A 19,760-nucleotide genomic window follows, 5' to 3' on the forward strand; every position below is an offset into this window, starting at 1 on the left:
GATGCCTGGGATAGATTGCTTTCTGTTACCATCGGCAATATACGTTTTCATTATACCTATGACGATCTAAGTCGGCGCCTTTCTAAAGTTAAATTGCTTTGGGATCCATTAACAGATAATTGGGTGGCACAAGATACACAGTATTTCCTCTATCAAGGAGATAATGAAGTAGGAGTTTGTGATGCAGAGCAACACTTAATGGAATTTAGACCGCTTGGCCATGGACGTGGTGCTGAAATCGGTGCTGCGGTTGCTTTTGAAATTCAAGGACAAGTATATATTCCTTTAACTAACTTTACAGGGCATGTTCAAGTTCTTTTAAACTCTAAAAGTGAACCTGTCGATATCTATCGCTACACGGCTTTCGGAGAAGAAACCATTTTTGATCCATCTGGGGATGCTAAAGATCCGACAACATCTTGGCGTTTTTGTTCCAAACGAACTGATCCAGAAACGGGCCTGATTTATTTTGGCAGACGTTACTACGACCCTCAAATAGCTCGTTGGATCACTGCTGATCCCCTTGGTTATGAAGCTGGACCTAATCTGTATGCTTATGTGAATAATAGTCCACTGACTCACATCGATATTTATGGCCTCATTGATATTGATGGTATTTATGATGAAGAAACTAGACGTGCAAGAGATGCAGAGCTAGGTCGCAAGCTGAAAGGGATGGCACATGGCACAGTTGATTTTGCTGTAGAAACCATCCATGGCTTACAAACTTCCATGGCCTATATAGGAGCTGACGAATTCTGTTTAGAGGAAAGAAGGGGTATAATTGGAGGTATTGAAGAATCTCAAACCCGTCAAAGAAAAATTATTGACAATAAGATTATGGGTGTATTCAACATTGATCCCTCGGACGAAATTTATCAATCGTTCCGCAATAACACAAAATTAGGATTGGAGATATGGTCTTTAGCAACGGGTACTTATGGTGCTTATAAAGGAATTAGACATTTAAATAAACTATTTAAAATGTCTGGTAAAGCCTTGGATTTCACAAAAATAGGTACTAATCTAAAACTGCCTACAGCAATAAAAGAGAATTTTTTTCTTGCTGGAGAAGGAAAATATAACCTTGATTTATTATCCAAAGCGGGGCAAGTTTTAGATCGAAATTCTTTGACGAAGGCTGGTAGAGCATTGCAAAAACACGGTTCTCGCCCAGGTAGCTTTTTTCCAAAGGTTAACGGTAAAGCAAGTAACATAAATGCGCTAGGCCAAAATTGCTTAGACGATATTTTGACGCATCCCAATAGTATAATTAAGGAATGGAATCATAGAAGTTTTGGGGAAGTTATTAACATTACAATTCCCAAGCATGGGGGAGCAAGATTTTCTATAAACGGTGATTTAATTGGATTTTTGGAGCCATAATGTTAGACAATCAAGAGGATAATTTTAGCATTTTTATTGCTAGCGTACCTGATCGTGAAAAATGTGTATGCGAAATTTTTTTTAATCGTTTTCAATGGGCTGAAATTTCACAAGAAGAAGAAGAAATAATTATTCAATTTTATTCACATCCGTCTCAGGATTATTGGGAGTTTTCTTTGGATGAGGCTTTAGCAACTTTACTTAAGGCTAAAGAAAGATTTTTAAGTGAATAATTCATGTAAGCTGAAATCCCCCATGACGATGACCTTGCATCTTGCTAGACCAATCTGAGATATGATCAAAAGTTGTGTATGATGGTGAAGCGTATGTTTTATGGGAAAAAATTGAACAAGAATAAAAATGACTTTGGCGGCTCCTTTTTCATACCAATTTAAATAGAAATTCTGACTAATTTGAGTCTGTTACATATCTGGATCAGGGATTAAGAAAGCGAAAGAATTTTGTAAAGATCAGCTAAGCATCCAAATTTTAAACATTCTCCACCAAAGGTCTCACTGGAAGGGCATACGAGGAAAGACTATTCCTCGACAGAACATGGGAGCCTAAAAAATGAAAACATTGTATAGACACGAATTAGATTTTGATCGTACGATTGAATTTGTTAAAAAAAACTTAGATATAAAAAATGTATTATCTTCCGAGCTTCTTAATTTAGTCAATTTTAAGTCGGGTGTTTTTTTTACTTTATTGACATTAGGTTCCGACTTGGAAAGACTTTATGAATTTAAAAGCGGTATTATTCTTCCTCAAAATCCCATAATTGTCACCGAAATTGATGGGAAAAAATCGCGTCATCAAGAAATATCTACAATAAAGGAAGAGTTAAGTGATTTTGTTTTTCATAAGCTTATTTCCGATGAAAAACTTTCTTGTGTGTTTGATGATGTAATGAGCAGCCCCGACGACCCTCCTTTAAAAGAATTCTACGAAAAGAAAAGTATTTATCTGCATGAAGATGAAATTATGTATGTAATCAGAGAGCATAATAAAAATCGCGAGTTTATATCAGATTGTATGTGGATTGCATTTTCTTTTTGGCACTCTGTGGGAGTTTTAACAGAGGCTGATTGTTTCAAAAATGATAACCATACCCTTTCGCTAGAAGATATCCAACACATCTGTAAAAAAACAAGGATGATTCTAATTGGCGCCTATGATGGTGAAGGTTATGTTTTATGGGAAAAAATAGAATAAGAATAAAAAGACAACTTTGGCTATTCCCTTTTCATACCAAATTTAAATAGAAATTCTGACTAATTTGAGTCTGTTACATATCTGGATTAGGTCAGATTAAGAAAGCGAAAGAGTTTTGTAAAGATGCTGCTAAGCACCCAAATTTTAAACATTCTCCGCCAAAGGTCTCACAGGAGAGGCATACGGAGAAAGATTATTCCTAGACGGAACATGGGAGCCTAAAGAGATGTTGTCAAATGTTGTGTTTTGAGAATCTAATAACGCATCCAAGCTTTTTAAAAATTAAGCTATGTTTTTTATATTAAAGACTTCTTCCCCATCTTTAAACTGCACCCCCAAAATCAGTTTGCTAACCAACTCATGACCTTTTAATTTTCGCCATTTTAAAACAGTGGGATCAATTAAATGACCAACAGAAAGAAAATTTTATTTATGAGAGAATTGGAGAAGCAGCTATAGAATCTGGGATAGCTATTGGTGGTTTGATATTAACAAAAAGTAAAGGATTGGGGATACTTCAGTGGACTGTTAAAAATCGCGCTGTTATAAGAGATTTCATTGATGACTTGTACCAAAAAACCAATAGTAGGTCTCTCAATTCAAAAATTACTGAACAAGAAAAAACAATTGAAAATCTAACAGAAATAACAAAAAGAATTTTAAAAGAAGCAAAACCAAGAACTAACAAATTAAGACCGAATAAAAATGCTGAAGGACCTCATACATCTTTTAAAATAGATCCTTCTTCTCAAAGAATAAGCGGATATGAAACATATGACTGGAATTCTATTACAGGTATATGGAGTGCTGTATTACGTTTCAGAGGAATGGGAAAACCTCACGGTAATGTCCATCCACCATTTATTTTAACTAGAACTCCGGGTAAAGGTCCAGGATCGCCCCCTATTGTTCCTACTAAACCATCATTAAGGGAGTTGCCGAATGGGTATTAACGAAGAAAATAAATTACTTAAAATACTTCAAGAACAATTTAAAAATGCTTTTAATTATACTGAAGATGATTATTTGCATGCTTTTGGAAAGGCAAGCCAGGTTTTATTGGCGTCAATAATTTTTTTTCCTGATTTTGTAGAAATCGATTCTCGTATTTTTTTAAAAAGAAATGTTCTTGATCAAGATGTAATAAGAAAAATGCTTGAAGATGGCGAGGATATCACCGAGGTTGAAAAAAAATTTAACTTTATAGAAGTGGATTTTCTTTTCGATGGAGGAGGAAGAGATCTTGCTGAAGATGCAGACATTGTATTTGCGCAGATAATAAAAACAGCTTGGGATGCATGGTTAAAATATCAATATCCAAGTCGAAAATTTATAGTAGAAATAATAGATGTGGAAGGAACTGGAGAGAGTTTAGGTGTTCAATTTTGTGAGGAAAGTAAATTTTCTATTTATGATTAATAATCGTTTTATAAATGAGATGAAGAAAACCGCTAGAAAGTGACCTATTCCCAATAAATTAAAAATAGAAGTTCGTGTAAGAGACTGTCAATTTTTTCTGTGTAAATCATTTTAGCCGATTTCTAAACCAAGCCTTTCGCCATATGCCCAAAGCTAGGTGAGAAACGACTGCTTTCCATTCTCGGTGAGGCATTGTCCATTTTTTAGAAATGTCCCTTACCGCCAGGAATAACATCTTAAATAGGGCGTCATCTGTTGGAAAAACAGCCTTATTTTTTGTGACCTTTCGAAACTGTCTATGAAGGCATTCTACCGCATTTGTGGTATAAATGATACGACGAATTGGTTGAGAAAATTCAAAAAAAGTAGAGAGGTTTTCCCAGTTCGCTATCCAAGGCTTCATAGCCAGCGGGTACCGATCATCCCATTTTTCTTTTAACCTTTCCAGATTTAATTCCGCCAATTCTTTCGTCGTAGCCCCATAGATTGTTTTTAAATCAGCTACAAATTCTTTGGAATGTTTTGTTGGAATAAACCTAATTGAATTCCGAATCATGTGAATCACACAAAGTTGAATTTTAACATCAGGGAACATCGATCTTATCGCATCAGGAAGCCCTTTTAAACCGTCTATGCATGCAATCAAGATGTCTTTCACTCCACGATTGCTTAGCTCTGTGCAAACTTTAAGCCAAAAATTTGCCCCTTCCGATTCATCGACCCAAAGACCCAGAACATCTTTTTTCCCGGCATTGTCTATTCCCAGGCATGTATAAGCGGCCTTTGAAACAACTTTTCCACCTTCTTTCACTTTGTAATGAATAGCATCAAAGAAAACTATAGAATACACTGACTGAAGCTGTCTTGCTTGCCAGCCGGTTGCAACCTCAATTACCTTATCTGTAATTAGATATCAGAGCGGGAGACATTTCAAAGCCATATAGTTCCTGAATATGTGCTTGAATATCCGTTGTGGTCATGCCTTTTGCGTACATTGAAATTATTTTATCATCAAAATCACTGATGCTTCTTTGCCGCTTTTTTACGGCAATCGGTTCAAATTCTGAATTTCGGTCTCTTGGGACTTCAACTTCAATTTCACCATAATTGCTTTTAAGTGCTTTTTTTTGTACGTCCGTTTCTACTGTTCCCCGAATGATGTCCTTCGGGAGAGTGCTTTTCATAACCGAGGTGCTCGTCCATTTCTTTTTGAAGCATTTGTTCGAGCATTCCACCGATTAAACGTTGGATAAGTCCATTTCTACCGGTAAGATCGTTTGCAGTTTTGCATTTAGCAAGCTCGGCTTGCAGATCAAAATTTTGAGGAATTGACATAAGTCTATCTCCATTTGTGTAAATTTAGCCGCTGCAACTCCGCTTCGCTTCGTCGCAGCTTCATTTTCTCTTGAAGGGAGAAATAAAGATTATTCATCCCTCAAGTTTATTTACACAGATTTATTGACAGACCCTCGTGTAAAAAAAGGATAGTCTCAACCAACATGTTATAGATTTCAGAACAGCTTCTAACCCACATTCCACGGTGCCCCCACGATCCTGTCAATTCAGAAAAGAGTACCTGCGAAAGGAGTGTACAGATTTTTTTGAGATATGGTGAGTCGACCCAGGAAACTTCCTCCTGAGCCTCTCTTAGAACGGTGCGGTTTTGCTCAAAGCTTTCTAACGTTTCTTTGTCTATGCCAGCACTTCCAACATTTGCTTTTACAAGTCTATAGGCTTCCATTACCAGTGTTTTTGGAATGATAAATTGTTTTGCTTCATTCATAATTTCCTCCTGATTTCAGTTGAATTATAAATGTTGCTACTTAATCCAACTTCGTTGCTCCGGCTACATTACTAGCCCTCTTAGCTATTACAAGTTAGTCCACCCCAGTGCCTTGCTTTGGTACTCTTATTCTCATGGTTGTCTCCATTTGAATGTCTCCCTTTTCATCAAGTAACGGGTTCCCGCAGTTCCATTTTAAAGCCCAAATCAGACTCAAGCCATCTATACGCCGGATGTCATCTATACAGTAACCAGGTTTCCTATAGATTTTTTTTTCATAAGATTTTGACACGCTCTTAGTTGCAAATGTTGATTCGATTGGATTCGTTGTTCTTATATGTTGCCAATGCATGCCTGGAAAATCATAAAAGCTAAATAATTGATCTTTGTCTTTTTTCAAACATTCACAAGCTTTTGGATATTTTGATGCATATGTCCCAAGAAACTTTTCAAAAGTTTTTAGTCAATCCGTTTTTCTTGGAGCCATATAAATTTCGTGAATGATTGCTTTGGCATACTTTTGAACACTTTTGGCATTTTATCTAAAATATTAGCCGTTTTATGCACCCAACACCTTTGCTGCTTTGTTGCTGGAAACGCTTCATTTAAAGCTGCCCAAAAGCCAAGTGCTCCATCTCCAATCGCAAGCTTCGGCCCTTCTTTGAGACCTCGATGTTTTAAATTTTGCAAAACTTCTTTCCAAGACAGCTTGCTTTCTCGGTGCCCATCATGGATCATGATAAGTTCTTTATTTCCATTCTCTAAAGCACCTATCAGAACCAGAACACAGGGTTGATCTTCTTCTAAACGAATGTTAAAATAAATCCCATCCGCCCATATATAAACATACTTTTTTGCGGATAAATCACTTTTGAGCCAATTTTGATATTCTGTTGTCCATGAATCTTTCAGTCTAACGATATTTGTGGGTGATAGTCCTTTAGCATTTTCTCCCAAAATTGCCTCTAGAGCTTTCGGAAAATCTAGGGTGGATATTCCTTTAAGATACAAAGCAGGAATAACCGCATCTATACTTTGTGTCCTTCTCAAATAAGGTGGCAAAATGTTTTTTTCTGGTAAGTAACCATTTCTTACTGCTGGAGATTGATGGGTAAATTCTTTCGATTGTTTGTAAAGTTCCAGATATTCTTGTACTTCAAATTCAATAGCTTGCTGTAACAATTTTTGAGCTCCTTTGCGAAGAATTTCTTCGAGAGGATCATTTTGTTCATTTGTTGATGGCATTTTTTCTGAAGAAAAGCGAAAATCTTCCATGAGCGCACTCCCATTTAGTTTTTGTCGTAAAAAACATTTTAAGGATGCGCTCTCTTTTTTTCATCTCATACACAACTTTTGATCATATCTCGTACATTTTTGATGAAGACTTAGAAAAGAATTTGAAGGGATAACAATTTTATACCATTTATTAAATATATTTTTTTAGTAAAGATAAAAATTGCAGCCTTTCATTCTGACAAAAGGTGGAACTAATTTACACAAAAAAATTGTCCGCTCTGTTTTTCTCGAATTAACGACCCCTTTTGGAATGATCTCATATTTCACTTGCGATGAATAATCGGCATCAGAATTTACATGTTTAGAGCGCTATAATTTCTGCTATCGCTTTGGAAGCTGCATTAACAATGCTATTATGTCCATGGCCTTTCATCAAAGTATAACGTGCTGAATATTGGGGGATTTCCATCAAGGTTGAATGATAATTGGGGACTTGCCAGTCATGCGGTGAGGCAATAAACGTATAATCACGTACAATTCCAGGTGAATTTCTTAACCCTTCTTCCCAATCTCTATCCAATTGTGCGTTACGGATTGAGCCTGTGGCCATTTCTTCTGAGATATTTTTTGACATCATCCAAGATAATTTGAGTTTGTTGGCAAGTTTAGCCAGAGAAGATCCTTTGCAAGCCCCCACTACAGATACAAATCGAATCTTTTTAATGTTAGCATGATTTTCTGGTTTAGCAAATTCGGCTTCAAGAGCTCTTGCAATTCTTCCTCCATTCGAGATCCCAACCAAAACAAGCTCCTTATCCCCATTTGTTTTTGCCCATTTTTTCACATTTTCAAAAATGGGTTGAATCATTTCATCCAGCTTCCCATTTCCTTTTTTAAAGATATGAGGAATATAAATGTGCGTTCCGGAAAGAGAATACTTTTCCATTTCATCCACATTTTTTTTAAACTGCATTGGACTGCTGTTCAGCCCATGTAAACAAACCACAAGTTTTTGCTGAGATGAGTTTGGAGCAACCGTGTAAGATGCCATTTGGATTCGGCGTAAACGCAGAGAAATTTTATTCAGGCCATAGATAAAAAGTGTGCCGAAACTTTGAATGAAGCTAATCACCTTCTTTGACCAATGCAATTTTTTGAAATCAGAAAGGCAAGATGAAGCACTATCAAAAAATTTAATGCCATGAATGGTTGTCGAGCGGATCATGATTTTTCCACATTATTTTTATAAATTTTTGCTCCTGAAACTTGAGTTTCTGCAATCTCACTCTTAGAAGAGATCCAGACTTCTCCCCTACAGGATTCGAAATGAATCGCACCGTTTCACCCAAATCCACAATTTGAGAATCTTTATAGTCCTTAACTTCCAGCACACTTAGTGAGTTCAACTCGCAATCCTTCAAAATGACTTTTTGAGAAGCCATTTACAAATAGGTTTTCCACCGTTTCATTTTCATATTTATCTCCAGTACATGGTAATCTGTCAAATTTGCTATATTTTATGGCACAAAATTAAGGACAAAACAATGAAAGAAATAGATTTTACTCCAAATCTCAGCTACGCTCGCGTCACTGAAAATCAAAAATCCCTTTTATTGAATTGGTTGACGCAGGAACACATTCAAGAGTGGTTGCATGGTGACGGGTACCAAAATGTATTGAATGACCTGGAAATTTTTTTTAAAGGCAGCCCATCCTTTTATGAACATTGGATAGCCTATAATCATGGCTTGCCTTTTGGGTATCTGATCACTTCAGAAGTGCGAAAAGATTTACCAGATGATGCAGAATTAGCTCAACGCTGCCAAGAAGAGGGACGAGCCATGACTCTCGATCTTTTTATTTGCGATAAACGATTCATCGGCAGAAAGCTTGCTGTTCCGATGATTCAGGAATTTTTGATCCACCACTTTTCCGATGTGGCAGAAGTGCTTATTGATCCGGAAGCAGCTAATACTCGGGCCATTCAGGCTTATCAAAAAGCAGGCTTTCACATCGAAGGAGAATTCATTGCCGCATGGCATCCTGTACCCCATTATCAAATGCGCTTAAGCATGAAAGAACTGATAAAACAAAAATTAATCAGCTGACTTATTCTTCAATCGAATCTGCAAGTACCGAAACTTTGTTGTGGGAGACTTCCAAGAAACCGCCTGTCACTTTAAAGGTGATTTTTTCGTGATTGGGATCTTCAATGATCATCTCTCCTTTTCTCAGAGAAATGATCATTGAAGCATGGTGAGATAAAATTTGAAAAGATCCTTCTTCTCCAGGTGCTTTGATGGAATACACCTGCCCTTCGTACACTTTTTTTTCTGGAGTGACAATCATTAAATCAAACATGGGATTTTTTTAACTTCTCCGCATTTTCAAACACTTCTTCAATAGGCCCGACCATATAAAATGCTTGCTCAGGAATTTCGTCCATTTCCCCATCGACAATCATTTTAAAACCTTTGATTGTATCGGCAAGTTTGACAAATCTTCCGGGTTTTCCCGTAAAGGTTTCCGCAACAAAAAAGGGTTGCGAAAGAAATTTTTGAATCTTTCTGGCTCTTCTGACCGTTACTTTATCCTCTTCTGCCAGCTCATCCATGCCAAGAATCGCAATGATATTTTGCAAGTCTTTGTATCGTTGTAAAATACGCTGTACTTGTCTCGCCACACGATAATGCTCCTCCCCGATGAAATGAGGATCGAGAATACGAGAAGTAGAGCCTAATGGGTCAACGGCAGGATAAATGCCTAATTCCGCAATCTGTCTAGAAAGCACTGTCGCTGCATCTAAGTGGGAAAAGATGCTGGCAGGTGCAGGGTCTGTGTAGTCATCAGCAGGGACATAAATGGCTTGTACAGAGGTAATAGAGCCAAATTTTGTCGACGTGATTCTTTCTTGCAAAGCTCCAATTTCTGTTTGCAAAGTAGGCTGATAACCTACTGCTGAAGGCATCCGACCTAAAAGAGCAGAAACTTCTGAACCCGCCTGAATAAATCGGAAAATGTTATCAATGAAGAGCAAGACATTTTGATGTTCTTGATCTCTAAAATGTTCAGCCATGGCGAGCCCTGTTAACGCTACCCGTAAACGTGCCCCTGGGGGTTCATTCATTTGACCAAACACCAAAGATGTTCGTGCGAGAACACCCGATTCTTTCATTTCTAACCATAGGTCATTCCCTTCACGAGTTCTCTCACCAACTCCACAAAATACAGAATATCCCCCGTGTTGACTAGCGATATTTCGAATCAGTTCCATGACAATCACAGACTTCCCCACCCCGGCGCCCCCAAATAGCCCCACTTTTCCCCCTTGAGGATAGGGCTCAAGTAAATCAATGACTTTGATTCCCGTTTCAAATAAGGTAATCTGAATTTCCTGATCTTCGAAATTAGGAGCGGCTTTGTGAATAGAGGCTCTGGGAACATCCTTATCTAAAGGTTCGAGATGATCGAGCGGCTCACCTAAAAGATTAAATATTCTTCCCAAGGTTTTAGGTCCCACAGGGACTTGCACTGGTGCACCTGTATCAACAGCTTGCATTCCCCGTGTGAGCCCTTCTGTTGAAGAAAGCGCAATGCATCTGACCATTCCATCACCCAATTGCATGGAAACTTCAGCCACAAGGTTAATGCCATGCTCTGCGTTCTTGATTTCGATTGCATTGAGGATGTTGGGAATTTGATCCTCGGGGAACTCAATATCTAGAGTAGGACCGATCACTTGTCTGATGGTACCTGTGGCCATATGCTCTCCTTTTGCTTATTGGGAACGCAAACTTTCCGTTCCGGAGGTAATCTCTAACATTTCAGTTGTGATACCCGTTTGTCTGACTTTATTGCGTTCTAGCGTTAATTTTTCGATCATTTCTTCCGCATTTTTAACAGCCGTACGCATGGAAAAGATACGCGCGGAAAGCTCCGCTGCGTACGCTTCGTTAAGAGCAGAAGAGATAATGGTTAGGCAGTAGCGTGGCATAATTTCTGCCAATAGCACCTCTGAACTGGGTTCAAAGATATAATCCAAGGGATGCAATCCTTTGAGCATTGCAGGAGGTTGAATATTTAAGAATTTTTCCACCTTTATTTCTCTCAAAGCCAGGTGTACGTAATGGGTATAAATCACCCAGACTTCATCAAACACTTCCGTTTCAAACCAATGTACAAGTTCATTTGAAAGTTTTTTAACTTGGTCTAACGTCAGCTTACCACCCCAATCAACAATCTCTTCACGTATTGCCCAAGGCTTACGCTTAAAGAATTCAACTGTTTTAGATCCCATCAAAATCAATTCGACATTGTCATGTCGGTACTTAGATAAAAAGCGCTCTGCAGCAGTAAACACACTCGTGTTATAAGAACCACATAATCCACGATCTCCTGCAATGACCACCACCGCCGTTTTTTTCACTTCACGTTGAATAAAAAAGGGATTGAGCTCATTAACGGAAGTGCTCAGGTTTTCCAAAATATGCTTCATTGTCAACGCATAAGGTCGCGCTTGCTCCGCCTTTGCTTTGGCACGACGGAGCTGAGAAGCGGCGACCATTTCCATCGCTTCTGTCATTTGTCGAATGTTTTCGACTGAATGTAAACGTTTGCGGATATCACGTAGAGAAGTCATATTTTTTCTTAAATTGGGTTACAGCTTCATCAAGTTCTTTCATTATTTCTGGATCTAAATCTAAAGTGTTCGCGATTGTTTTTGGAATATCTGGATATTCTTTTTCAACAAAATGATAGAATTCTTCCTCAAATTTGCGCACAGATGCAACGGGGATATCATCTAAATACCCTCTAGAACCCACATATATCGTCACAACTTGTTTTTCCAATGGATATGGATTAAATTTGTCTTGTTTCAAAATCTCCACCATCCGCTCTCCACGTCTTAACTGAGCAAGGGTGGTTTCTTCTAACTCTGCTCCAAACTGCGCAAAAGCAGCTAATTCACGATACTGAGCCAGATCAAGGCGTAAACTTCCCGCTACTTTCTTCATGGCTTTAGTTTGTGCTTTTCCTCCAACCCTAGAGGCCGAAATTCCCACGTTAATTGCGGGCCTAATCCCGGCGTAAAAAAGATCAGATTCCAAATAGATTTGACCATCGGTAATGGAGATCACATTGGTTGGAATGTAAGTTGCGACGTCATTGGCCTGTGTTTCTACGACGGGGATGCCCGTCAGAGAACCGCCACCTAATTCATCATTCAATTTTGCTGAGCGTTCCAAAAGCCTAGAATGGAGATAAAAAATGTCTCCTGGATAAGCTTCTCTTCCTGGAGGACGCTTTAGTAATAATGCCATTTGCCGATATGCTTGCGCATGTTTGGTTAAATCGTCATAAAAGCAGATCGCATGCTTCCCATTGTACATGAAGTATTCTCCCATATTTACTCCAGCATAGGGAGCAATATATTGCAATGCAGCGGGATCGGAAGCTGGAGCTGCAATAATGGTCGTATATTTCATGGCATCATGCTTTTCGAGAATCGCTACCATTTTTGCTATCGTCGAATTTTTTTGCCCGATCGCCACATAGATACAAGCCACATCTTTATCTTTTTGATTGATAATGGTGTCTAAAATGAGTGTTGTTTTGCCAGTCTGTCGATCCCCAATAATCAATTCACGCTGCCCTTTACCAATCGGAATCATGGCATCGATCGCCTTGACGCCTGTTTGAATGGGTTCATTGACCGGCTGCCGCTCCACCACATTGGGAGCCCGCGCTTCAATCGGACGAAAATGATTGGTCTCGATTTTTCCTTTTCCATCAATAGGCTCTCCGAGGGCATTTACCACACGCCCAAGCAAAGCTTCTCCAACGGGTACTGAAATGATTTTATTGGTCCTCTTGACAACATCGTGCTCTTTAATACCTTGCTCAGAACCTAATAGAACGGCTCCCACGTGATCGACAGCTAAGTTTAATACCATGCCTAAAGTTCCATTGGGAAATTCTAATAGCTCAGACATCATCACATCGTCAAGGCCCCAAATCCTGGCAATGCCATCGCCTACTTGAATGACCCGACCGACTGATTCCAGTTCACTTCTTTCTTCATATTTCTCGATTTCGTTCCCGATGACCCAGGAAACTTCTTCTGGTTTTAAGGTCATGATTCCTGCCTAATCTCTGTCAAAAGAGTTTGTTTCATTTGTTTAAGCCGGCTTTTAATGCTAAAATCCCACATCTGATTCCCTATTGTCAAAACGCCTCCTCCGATGATGGAAGGATTAATCTGCTGATCCATTTTGATTTCTTTTTGATAGGCTTTTTTTAGCTTTTCTTTTAGATCTTCGATGATCTTGGGATCCATGGGATGTGCTGTCACCAGCTCGGCTTGCAAAACACCTGCCTTCTCATTAAGCATGCGGGAAAACTCCTGTATGATGAGAGGAAGGTGAGAGAGCTTTTGTTGCTTCACAATGTATGCAATAAAGTCTAGAAATTTGAGGTCAAAGTGATCTTTATAACATTTTTGTAAAACGCGCTTTTTCTCTTCTTGGCTAAATTGCGTAGAAATAAGAAAGCGTTGAAAATCGGAACTTTGCTTCAGCATATCTTCAAAAGCTTTTAAATGGGATTGCCATTGATTTAATTGTTCCAATGCATCTGTGGAACGAAATAAAGCTTTTGCATACTGCAAAGAAAGGGCTCTTTTCATTTAGCAGCATCCATTTTTTCTATAAATGTCTCGATCATTTGCTTGTCTTTTTGGAGATCCAATTTTTCTTGAATCACTTTTTGGGTAGCATTTACAACCAGTTCTACAATTTGTTCTTTCAATTGAAGCTTAGCCCTTTCAGTTTCTTTAAGAGCATCTTCATGTGCTTTATTCATGATGTAATTAGCTTGACGATAGGCATCTTCACGAATTTGCTGCGCTATTTTAAATCCTCTTTCCGCAGTAGCCTCTAGCCTTTGCCTGGCCTCCACATCGATATCCTTAAGCTTTTCCTGATAATCTTCCATTAATTGAGAAATTTCTTTTTTTTGTTCCTCAATTTTAGAAAATTCATTCTGTATTTTTGCACGCCTCTCTTCAATAATTTTAAGAAGAGGCTGCCAGGCATAACGCTTTAAGATCCAAACCATGATCAAAAAGGCGACAATTTGAGAGATGATTTGTTCAAGTTCTAAATGCATAAGACTATCTTATTCTTTCAAGAACGATAAAAAATACGATGAGCGCATAAATGGTCAACGCTTCAATTAGCGCGGCACCGATAATCATGTTCGTTAAAATTTTTCCTGAAGCGTCAGGTTGACGGCCAATGGCTTCCATAGCGCCACCAACCGCTCTTCCAAGGCCTAAGCCAGATCCTAGAGCAGCTAAACCAACTGCTAAGGGTGCAGAAATGGCAAGTGCGGTTCCAATTTCCATGTTAACATCCTTTGTTAGTGTTTATCATCAGGCATGGACAACAAAATATAAACTGTGCTCAGCAGCGAAAAAACAAGAGCTTGCATTAAACTCGTTAACATTCCCAAGAACATAAAGGGAAGTTGTAAAGGAATAATCAAAGGAGCAAGCAAAGTAACCCCCATGATAACAAATTGGGTAACTAAAATGTGCTCACCAAATACATTGCCGAACAATCGAAGCGATAAGGTAACAGGTCTAGCTAGCTGGGTGATAATTTCCAGAGTAAACATTAAGGGAGCCAGCAGCCATTCAATCAAATTTTTTGGAGACCCCGCCATGTGATAGATAAAGCCGCCGACCCCCATGTGCTTGATGTTGAGAAACTGAACCAAACAAAAAACACAAATAGCCAAGGCAACAGTAATGTTTAAGCTAGAAGAAGGAGACTTCATCAAAGGCACAAGCCCAATTAAATTCATGCTCAGAATATAAATAAACAGCGTACCTATAAAAGGAACAAATTTGGCTCCTTGTGGACCTAAAACATCTGTGACAAGCTTATAAATCGACTCTACCACCCATTCCAAGGTATTTTGAAATCTTTCAGGAATCATATCACTTTTGCGTGTACCTAAATAAAAAACGAACGAAATCAAAAACGCAACAAAGATGGAAAACACAATATTTTCCCAACTATGTAAAAAAGTCGCCCAAGCTGTATCATGGAATCTTTGATACAATAAGGTAATGGCATTTGGTGTCTCTGATATCTGCTGTGATCCTGATTCCATATGTCTTTATGCCGTTCGTTTTTGAAACATAAGAGATCCCAACCCAAGAAGAAAAATACCCAAAAAAATGAGGGAAAATCCAAGCACTAAATAAAGGCTATTTAAATAGGGACTTGCTAATAAAAAATATCCAAGAAGGTAAAGTAAGGGAATTTTTAATCCCATCAAGGTAAATATTTTTAGTACATTCTTCTGTTCATTACCTAAGATGCTTTTCAACAGGTATTTTAGGAGAAATAAATTGGCACATCCCCACATGACCCCCAAACAGAGAGAGGCTGCATTCTTATAAGCGCGCTCCTGCAAAATAATGACTAAGAAAATAAAGGTTAATCCAAGGGTTACTTTGATTGTATTTTTGATAAAATCAAGCTCCATTGCCATACCTTTTCACTATGCGATAGAACTCACGTCCTCCTGCAAATAAGCCAAGCAAAATGCACATATACATTAAATAAGGAGCGGTCCCAAAAAAACCGTCGAGCCAATGTCCGATTAACCAACCAATCACCGGTGGAACAGATAAGACAAAGGGAATCGTGACAAAAGCCCCTAGCTGCTGGATCCTTCTCTCGTTGTCATCTTTCGCCACCTTCTTCTCCAGCAAGACGTTTAAAATGTTATGTTATTAAAAAATCTATTTTGCAGGTTCCCTGAATATCATCAAGAGAAACATCTCATTCTTCCCAAGAAAAATCGAGAAAAATGGGTGTAGAATGGGAGAGAATTATGATGACAATCATTTCAAACAAAAACCATTATTTTAATAAAGCTACAAGATTTTCTTCGAAAAAACACACACTCCTGATAACATCTCGACAATGGATTACAATCTTCGGCCGTGAAATCCCTTTCACAAGTAAGCCGAAACACATGAATAAATAAACAACTTACATGAGAGAATTTCACAATGAACTTCTTATTTAATCGACATATAGGCATTCTTTTTATTTGCCTTAGCCTGTTTATAAACGGCTATGCAGAAACGCCAAATATCTCTTCTGAATCCGTATCTGAGCTGGAATTAATCACATTTACACCTCCCAATGGCTGGAGAATTGCTGATTCAAAAGAGCTTCCCAAACACGTTAAAATCATGGTTGTGGGACAAGGAGAACGGGAATTTTCGCCTTCTATCAATCTTGCAACAGAGCATTACACACGTAGTTTAAATGATTATCTCAAGAGAATTAAAGAGATCAATCAGTCACAGGGTGTCGAATGGAAAAACCTCGGTTCTATCCACACAGATGCAGGAGAAGCCAATCTTTCACAAGTCGATGAGAAAACGCAATGGGGAGATTTACGGATGATGCACGTTGTTTTGGTCAAAGACGAAACAGCTTATATCCTCACTGCAGCTGCTCTGAAAGATGAATTCCCTAAATTTTACAAAGATTTTTTTGCATCTTTAAAATCATTGCGATTTATTAAGGAGCAACAAAAACCTGCGGAGAACCAAGCTTAAATTTAAGTTTAGAAACAATCAGGCGTATTTCCTTATCTAATTGATAAGCAATAACAAATGAATTTACTCAATCGTTCGTCAAGATATTATTGAGAAAAGCAATTGCATAAAAATATAAGACTATGCCATATATCAAGTCTTGAAAAGGATATAAGGCAATTTAATGAAACGAAATCATGTACCAAAGGAGTACACCCATGAAAAGTTTTAAAAAATTTGTTGCAATCGCAACTCTTTTTGCAATGTTCACTTCATCTGCAAGCAGCGCGATCGCACAAGAATATGTAACTGACACTGGCGGATATGGATACGAAGAATCTCGTAGAGTTCCACAAATTGGACCTGCAATTGCTTTAGGAGCGATGGCATTGGCTGCAATTATTGCGGTTGCTATTCAAAATTCTAGCCATTCTCATGGTCATGGACATAGCCACAGCCACTAAAATGTTGCGCGATCTATTTTACGGAAAGGGGGTATTACCCCTTTTCCTTCTCCTTTCTTCCTGTTCGTCTACATGCCCCGAGTGGCAATATCAAGATACCATTACTCGCACCCCTTATTTCAACTCTGGCAGAATTTTTTTACCTCCTTCGAATCCTTTTCGTGAATTAGGTATTGAAATTGATCGCGGAGGAAATGGTGCCGAAATGTATTTAAACGTGCATTCTTTTAATTTCCCGCATGACCCAGAAAATCCCCTCCTTTCATTTGTCGAAGTTCAAGTGGACGACGACTGCTTTAGCTATGAAACAGAGCTGTTATTGGGAGGGCAACGGATGAAACTTCCAGCAGCTTTATTTGAAAAAATCACGCTTGGACTCTTAAACAACCAAACTGTCGTGATACGATCAGGACAATTTGAATCTGTAATTCTGCCGAATGGATTTGAAAAAGCATTCCAAAAACTAAATCGCATTCACATTGCCCCTTCAGAGGTCTAATTCAGATCGATTTTTAAGATCTTGCAATCGATTTTCAATTGATTCAAAATATTGATCCACAAATAAGAACGTGTTTCTCAATAATTTCCCTTCAGACTCACTTTGAGGAAGCTGATTGAAAAAATTTCCGAAAAGATGCCGATATTCCAGCAACTGGAGTTCCATTTCTTTGATCGTCACAGAAAGCGACTCTTGATCGATCGATTCTTTTTCTAACCTTTGAACAGATGCATAAAAGTCTTGCAAGTACCCTTTCATGTCATTGATATCAAGATCAATTTCCATGGAATGCTTTTGCGTTTCTCTATTTTTGATGTGTTGTTCTAAATGCTCCATGATCTTTCTAAAAACACCGAGACGTTGCCGATGCACTAAATCAATGGAACGATCAATGATCCCATGGTGGATGGCATACAGTTGGTGATATAAAGGAAAGTCATGCAAAACGTGATATTGCCAATCTGCCCGTAAAGCCTGTGACAGATATTTTCCCACCTGATCAACAACTTGTGGACTGAAAGACCCCAATTCATTCAGCTCTTCCAATCGCTTTAAAAACTCTTCTGCATGAAAACGCATGACTTGTCGAGAACTTAAAGGCTGTCCCATTTCATGGATTGCCTTTTCAATCTCTCTTGAAATTTTTGCGACATTAAAATCTTCTAGGTATAAGGGCCCTTGTTGAATAGAATCACCAAGCTTTTCAAATAGTTGATCCAAACCTTCAATTTCATATCCCAATGTCAAAAGTTGCTTCGCATTTAAAGGCTCCTGCCCCACAATCCATTCAGCGAATCCCCAACGGGAACGCACATAAGGATCTGGATCAGTTCTTAATAAAAACTCTCGATATTTGGAAACAACAGCACCTAAAGTATGCGTTTCTGAGCGATATCCACTGACAACTTCTTGGACCAAGGCCCGCCCTATAGGATCATTAGCTTGTAGATAGTTCCCTTCTTTTATTAATCGGCTTCGTTCATATAGAGAGGAAAGCAGCTCTTCATAATATTCCTTAAATAGTCCCACCGCTTTATCAGGATGAATGACATTTTTTAATGCTTGCACAAGCTCTAATTCTGGAAGGGATTTAGTCCGTTGATTTTTTTTCCACAGCTTAACTAAGCGATAGATCATTTTAAACGTTTCGCGATCATTCATTTCAAGATGTGCTAGAGCTTGATACCCTTTGAATTTCCTTAAAGCTTCATCAATTTTAATATTAAGCTTCAAGTATTCCATGTGTTTTAAAGCGAATTTCTGAGATTGCGTATTCAGAAATTTTTCGTTTCTTTCTAGATTTGTCGTCAAAGTCGGATCTAGTAAAGATCTCCAATCAAACCAATTTTTGATTCTAGGCCACATTGAGGCGGACTGGTTCGCAAGGTTTTTTTTGTATTCTTTTAAAAGATCTTCTAAATGCCGGATGCACCATAGTGCACCTTCCATTTTCGAAAATAAAAGATCTTTAAGACCCGACAAAATTGTGGAAAGCTCTTTATTCCAGCGTTCAAATCCGATTTGCTTTAACTGCTGAAAAAGTTCTGTCGTGCAGCCCTGAATCGTACCCACATACTCCCATAAAGCTTCTCTCCATGCGGAACTTAATCTTTGCCAATCTTGGAGAGGAATATCCTTGATATCTTGAGGTGCTATTTCCCTGATTTTTTTGCTCACAACCTCTAAAGCATCTGTCAGCTTTAATCCTATCGAGGGGGGAGGGAGAATCAGGGGTTCATGTGCCGAAGGGCTAAAACTAGTGATGAGTTTGTTAGCAAGAAAAGTTTCTTTTTCATCGAGATAGCGCCCTAACTGCTTAATTAAGGCATCATCAAATACGAACCTTCCCTGAAAATCAATAGGCTCCAAAATCATTTTACGACATACTCTTTCTAATTGATAGGCATTGTTTTGTTCTAATGGATCATAAGGTTTTTTGACAACATAGTCAAATAAAGCATACAGTCGTTTCACATAAAGAATCATTCGATCCGTTTATGCTTGTTATTTGTCATTAAGTGTAACACCTTGAAGATCCATCTCTCTTTCATGTTAAATATGTGACTTAAAACGAACAAGATAAATTGTGTCCATTTCCATACCCCTCTTCTTTGAAGTTAAGTTGCAGCATTG

At 38.4% G+C, this 19,760-nt stretch carries 22 protein-coding genes and 2 pseudogenes; 9 read left to right on the forward strand and 15 right to left on the reverse strand.

Annotation, left to right across the window (positions count from 1 at the left end; all coding sequences use genetic code 11):
* The 5 genes from AOM43_RS08645 to AOM43_RS08665 all read left to right on the forward strand — a co-directional run.
* Positions 1-1,386, forward strand: a 1,386-nt coding sequence (locus AOM43_RS08645; protein ID WP_275452239.1) for an RHS repeat domain-containing protein, incomplete at its 5' end; no start/stop codon positions are given.
* The gene (locus AOM43_RS08650; RefSeq protein WP_013925500.1) at positions 1,386-1,619 is read left to right on the forward strand and encodes a hypothetical protein; all 234 of its coding nucleotides are present in this window, start codon (positions 1,386-1,388) and stop codon (positions 1,617-1,619) included. The genes AOM43_RS08645 and AOM43_RS08650, both read left to right, overlap by 1 nt.
* A 337-nt stretch (positions 1,620-1,956) precedes the next feature.
* Positions 1,957-2,601 carry a hypothetical protein gene (locus AOM43_RS13540; protein WP_193374864.1) on the forward strand — a complete coding sequence of 215 codons (645 nt, stop codon included), beginning with the start codon at positions 1,957-1,959 and terminating at the stop codon, positions 2,599-2,601.
* Positions 2,602-3,083: 482 nt separating this feature from the next.
* Positions 3,084-3,554: a polymorphic toxin type 24 domain-containing protein gene (locus AOM43_RS08660; RefSeq protein WP_059359874.1), complete on the forward strand. Its 471-nt coding sequence runs from the start codon at positions 3,084-3,086 to the stop codon at positions 3,552-3,554.
* A complete protein-coding gene (locus tag AOM43_RS08665; protein WP_059359876.1) occupies positions 3,544-4,020 on the forward strand; it encodes a hypothetical protein in 477 nt (158 codons plus the stop codon). The genes AOM43_RS08660 and AOM43_RS08665 overlap by 11 nt, the downstream gene beginning before the upstream one ends.
* Before the next feature lie 106 nt (positions 4,021-4,126).
* Here the strand turns inward: AOM43_RS08665 and AOM43_RS08670 are convergent.
* From AOM43_RS08670 to AOM43_RS08685, 4 genes and pseudogenes are all read right to left on the reverse strand, one after another.
* Positions 4,127-5,355: pseudogene (locus AOM43_RS08670) on the reverse strand (IS256 family transposase).
* 106 nt (positions 5,356-5,461) lie between these two features.
* A complete protein-coding gene (locus tag AOM43_RS08675) occupies positions 5,462-5,803 on the reverse strand; it encodes a hypothetical protein (protein ID WP_059359878.1) in 342 nt (113 codons plus the stop codon).
* A 298-nt stretch (positions 5,804-6,101) separates the two neighbouring features.
* Positions 6,102-7,078 (reverse strand): annotated as a pseudogene (locus AOM43_RS08680) (IS256 family transposase); the annotation flags it as partial.
* 322 nt (positions 7,079-7,400) lie between these two features.
* Positions 7,401-8,264: a hypothetical protein gene (locus AOM43_RS08685; RefSeq protein ID WP_059359880.1), complete on the reverse strand. Its 864-nt coding sequence runs from the start codon at positions 8,262-8,264 to the stop codon at positions 7,401-7,403.
* 319 nt (positions 8,265-8,583) lie between these two features.
* Here AOM43_RS08685 and AOM43_RS08695 point away from each other — a divergent pair, with 319 nt between their 5' ends.
* Positions 8,584-9,147, forward strand: coding sequence for a GNAT family N-acetyltransferase (locus tag AOM43_RS08695; protein WP_036746585.1), 564 nt, complete (start codon positions 8,584-8,586; stop codon positions 9,145-9,147).
* Position 9,148: 1 nt separating this feature from the next.
* Here AOM43_RS08695 and atpC read toward each other — a convergent pair whose 3' ends face one another.
* From atpC to AOM43_RS08745, 10 genes are read right to left on the reverse strand one after another with little or no spacing between them, the layout of a single operon-like run.
* On the reverse strand, positions 9,149-9,400 hold the full coding sequence (atpC, locus tag AOM43_RS08700) for an ATP synthase F1 subunit epsilon (protein ID WP_006342468.1): 252 nt from the start codon (positions 9,398-9,400) through the stop codon (positions 9,149-9,151).
* On the reverse strand, positions 9,393-10,802 hold the full coding sequence (gene atpD / locus AOM43_RS08705; RefSeq protein WP_006342469.1) for a F0F1 ATP synthase subunit beta: 1,410 nt from the start codon (positions 10,800-10,802) through the stop codon (positions 9,393-9,395). The genes atpC and atpD overlap by 8 nt, the downstream gene beginning before the upstream one ends.
* Positions 10,803-10,817: 15 nt before the next feature.
* Complete coding sequence (atpG, locus tag AOM43_RS08710; RefSeq protein WP_059359883.1) at positions 10,818-11,678, reverse strand: ATP synthase F1 subunit gamma; 861 nt, start codon at positions 11,676-11,678, stop codon at positions 10,818-10,820.
* Positions 11,662-13,176 carry a F0F1 ATP synthase subunit alpha gene (atpA, locus tag AOM43_RS08715; RefSeq protein WP_059359886.1) on the reverse strand — a complete coding sequence of 505 codons (1,515 nt, stop codon included), beginning with the start codon at positions 13,174-13,176 and terminating at the stop codon, positions 11,662-11,664. The genes atpG and atpA overlap by 17 nt, the downstream gene beginning before the upstream one ends.
* The gene (gene atpH, locus AOM43_RS08720) at positions 13,173-13,724 is read right to left on the reverse strand and encodes an ATP synthase F1 subunit delta (protein WP_013925515.1); all 552 of its coding nucleotides are present in this window, start codon (positions 13,722-13,724) and stop codon (positions 13,173-13,175) included. Before atpH ends, atpA begins: the two co-directional genes overlap by 4 nt.
* The gene (gene atpF / locus AOM43_RS08725; RefSeq protein ID WP_006342473.1) at positions 13,721-14,206 is read right to left on the reverse strand and encodes a F0F1 ATP synthase subunit B; all 486 of its coding nucleotides are present in this window, start codon (positions 14,204-14,206) and stop codon (positions 13,721-13,723) included. Before atpF ends, atpH begins: the two co-directional genes overlap by 4 nt.
* Before the next feature lie 4 nt (positions 14,207-14,210).
* Positions 14,211-14,444 (reverse strand): ATP synthase F0 subunit C, encoded by a 234-nt coding sequence (gene atpE, locus AOM43_RS08730; RefSeq protein ID WP_006342474.1) that lies wholly within the window; start codon positions 14,442-14,444, stop codon positions 14,211-14,213.
* 14 nt (positions 14,445-14,458) lie between these two features.
* Positions 14,459-15,217: a F0F1 ATP synthase subunit A gene (gene atpB, locus AOM43_RS08735; protein WP_006342475.1), complete on the reverse strand. Its 759-nt coding sequence runs from the start codon at positions 15,215-15,217 to the stop codon at positions 14,459-14,461.
* A 6-nt stretch (positions 15,218-15,223) separates the two neighbouring features.
* Positions 15,224-15,595, reverse strand: coding sequence for a hypothetical protein (locus AOM43_RS08740; protein ID WP_006342476.1), 372 nt, complete (start codon positions 15,593-15,595; stop codon positions 15,224-15,226).
* On the reverse strand, positions 15,585-15,809 hold the full coding sequence (locus tag AOM43_RS08745) for an AtpZ/AtpI family protein (RefSeq protein WP_006342477.1): 225 nt from the start codon (positions 15,807-15,809) through the stop codon (positions 15,585-15,587). The genes AOM43_RS08740 and AOM43_RS08745 overlap by 11 nt, the downstream gene beginning before the upstream one ends.
* Before the next feature lie 318 nt (positions 15,810-16,127).
* Between AOM43_RS08745 and AOM43_RS08750 the strand changes: the two genes are divergently transcribed.
* The 3 genes from AOM43_RS08750 to AOM43_RS08760 all read left to right on the forward strand — a co-directional run bounded on the left by AOM43_RS08750 (position 16,128) and on the right by AOM43_RS08760 (position 17,627).
* Positions 16,128-16,685 (forward strand): hypothetical protein, encoded by a 558-nt coding sequence (locus AOM43_RS08750; RefSeq protein WP_059359888.1) that lies wholly within the window; start codon positions 16,128-16,130, stop codon positions 16,683-16,685.
* A gap of 197 nt (positions 16,686-16,882) precedes the next feature.
* Entirely contained in the window at positions 16,883-17,128 is a 246-nt protein-coding gene (locus AOM43_RS08755; RefSeq protein WP_006342479.1) for a hypothetical protein, read from the forward strand.
* Entirely contained in the window at positions 17,100-17,627 is a 528-nt protein-coding gene (locus tag AOM43_RS08760; protein ID WP_226987463.1) for a hypothetical protein, read from the forward strand. Before AOM43_RS08755 ends, AOM43_RS08760 begins: the two co-directional genes overlap by 29 nt.
* Here the strand turns inward: AOM43_RS08760 and AOM43_RS08765 are convergent.
* Positions 17,616-19,601, reverse strand: a complete 1,986-nt coding sequence (locus AOM43_RS08765) for a hypothetical protein (RefSeq protein ID WP_226987464.1) — start codon at positions 19,599-19,601, stop codon at positions 17,616-17,618. The two genes, AOM43_RS08760 and AOM43_RS08765, sit on opposite strands and share 12 nt — an antisense overlap.
* Between the last annotated feature and the right edge of the window lie 159 nt (positions 19,602-19,760).

The sequence above is a fragment of the Parachlamydia acanthamoebae genome (genome assembly GCF_000875975.1).
Classification (GTDB): Bacteria; Chlamydiota; Chlamydiia; order Chlamydiales; family Parachlamydiaceae; genus Parachlamydia; species Parachlamydia acanthamoebae.